The organism is Methanobrevibacter sp., assembly GCF_045636185.1.
Taxonomy (GTDB): domain Archaea; phylum Methanobacteriota; class Methanobacteria; order Methanobacteriales; family Methanobacteriaceae; genus Methanocatella.
In genome coordinates, this window is the sequence record NZ_JAZTXC010000033.1 from 1 (window position 1) to 2421 (window position 2421).

At 36.3% G+C, this 2421-nt stretch carries 1 protein-coding gene; it reads right to left on the minus strand.

Features of this window, described 5'->3' with window-relative positions; genetic code table 11:
• Positions 1–178: 178 nt before the first annotated feature.
• The gene (locus ACKI3Q_RS02280; RefSeq protein ID WP_407413875.1) at positions 179–2161 is read right to left on the minus strand and encodes a 4Fe-4S binding protein; all 1983 of its coding nucleotides are present in this window, start codon (positions 2159–2161) and stop codon (positions 179–181) included.
• Positions 2162–2421 lie beyond the last annotated feature (260 nt).

Consider the following 2421-nt stretch of genomic DNA (forward strand, 5'->3'; position numbering starts at 1 on the left):
TTATTAAATATATAATATTTTATAATTTTTTTTTAGTATTTGAAAAACTGATTTCATTTTTTTAGAAAAAAAGATCTTGGATTTGAGAAAAATGATTTTGAAAAACCTTGATTAATAAACGAAAAATTAAAAATTGTTTAAAAAAAAAGAAAAAGAAAAAGAGAATAAATCTCTTAATCTATTTTGCAACATCTTCGAGAGCTGCTGCAATTTGTGCCATAATTTGTTCGGTTTTGAAGTGGTTTTGGTTCATAGCACCAGATGGACATGCACCTACACAGGTACCACATCCTTTACATAATGCAACGTTAATAGCTGCGTGTTTGTCTGCGCCTTCACCTTCAATACTTACAGCACCGAATGGACATAATTCTACACATACTTCACATGCACCACAAACGGTGGTATCAGTGTCAGCAGTAATAGGTTCGATTTCTACTTCACCTTTAGCCATTGGGATAGATGCTCTTGATGCTGCAGCAGATCCTTGTGCTACTGCGTCAGGAATATCTTTAGGTCCTTGTGCTACACCAGCAATGTAAACACCGTCAGTTAAAGTGTCAACAGGTCTGAGTTTTGGGTGAGCTTCCATGTAGAATCCGTCGGAAGTTCTGGATAAACCTAAGGTTTGTCTGAGTTCGTTAGATCCTTTTGGAGGTTCTAATCCTACAGATAATACAACTAAGTCGTAGGTGTATTCAGTTACTTTTCCGAGTAAGGTGTCTTCTGCTCTTACGGTTAAGGTTAAGTCATCGTTTTCGAGGATTTCTGCAGGACGTCCTCTGATGAATTCAATACCGTATTTTTCTTGGGAAGTTTTGTAGAACTCTTCGAATCCTTTACCGAATGAACGGATATCCATGTAGTAACAAGTTACTTCAGTGTCAGGTTCGTGGTCAATACATAATTGAGCGTTTTTCATGGAGTACATACAACATACTCTGGAACAGTAGGATTTACCGATTTGTTCATCTCTTGAACCGACACAGTGGATGAATGCAACACGTTTAGGTTCTTTACCGTCAGATGGTTTTTGTACGTGACCACCAGTAGGACCGGATGCGTTGATCATTCTTTCAATTTCCATTGCGGTAATTACGTTAGTGTATCTACCGTAACCGTATTCGTATTTTTCGGTTGGGTCGTATGGGTCGTAACCGGTTGCTGCAATGATGGTACCAACATGGAGTTCGATTTCTTCTGGTTCCATGTTACGGTCGATTGCTTCAGGACCACATACGGTTTCACAAAGACCACAGTCGATACAGTAGTTTTTGTCGATAGTTGCACAGAGAGGTACTGCTTGAGGGAATGGGATGTAAGCTGCTCTTACCATACCTACACCTTCGTCATAGTAGTTAGGTATTTCGATAGGACAGACTTCTTGACATTGTCCACATCCAGTACAGTCTTCTTCTTTAACGTATCTAGGTTTTTTCTCAACTTTTACAGTAAAGTTACCGATGTAACCGTCTACTTCTTTTACTTCTGCGTAAGTAATTAATTCAATGTTTTCGTGTTTGGAAGTGTCTACCATCTTAGGTGCGAGAATACACATGGAACAGTCTAAGGTAGGGAAGGTTTTGTCTAATTGACCCATTCTTCCACCGATAGTTGGGTTTCTTTCTACCATGTAGGTTTTGAATCCCATATCAGCTAAGTCTAATGCAGATTGAATACCTGCTACTCCACCACCAATAACGAGACATTTTTTGTCTACTGCTACTTTAGAAGCTTCAAGAGGTTCTAATAATCTTGCTTTTGCAACAGCCATACGAGTTAAGTCTTTTGCTTTTGCAGTTGCTTCTTCAGGTTGGGTCATGTGTACCCAAGAGTCTTGTTCTCTTAAGTTAGCAAATTCAAATAAGAACTTGTTTAATCCAGCTTCTTCTACACATCTTCTGAAGGTAGGTTCGTGAAGTCTAGGAGAACATGCTGCTACTACGATTCTGTTTAAGTTGTGTTCTTTGATGTCATCTTGGATAAGACTTTGACCAGGGTCAGAACACATGTATTTGTAATCTTTTGCAACTACTACGTTAGGTAAAGTTTCTGCGTAAGCTGCTACTTCAGGACAGTTTACGACTCCACCAACGTTTACACCACAGTGGCATACATATACTCCCACTCTAATTTCTTCGTTGTTAATTTCTTCTGCCATTAAATCACCTTGTACAAGTAAAATGATTAATCATTTGATCTAATTTTTTAAATATATTATATATATAAAATATTAGATAGTTTAATTTTTCTAAAAAGTGAGTATATAAAGGTTTCTATAAATAAGTAGGAGTAAAGTATATATATGAGAAAATTTTAAATTGATTTAAATTGGATAAATCAATAAATTAAATTGTTTTTCTATTAGTTTAATCAAAGAAGTTTAAATTATTAGTATTTTTTAAAATAAATGAAAATTTA

Bases quoted from the DNA above. Each gene is read 5' to 3' on its own strand.
- ACKI3Q_RS02280 (WP_407413875.1), bottom strand. From the start codon at position 2,161: ATGGCAGAAGAAATTAACAACGAAGAAATTAGAGTGGGAGTATATGTA.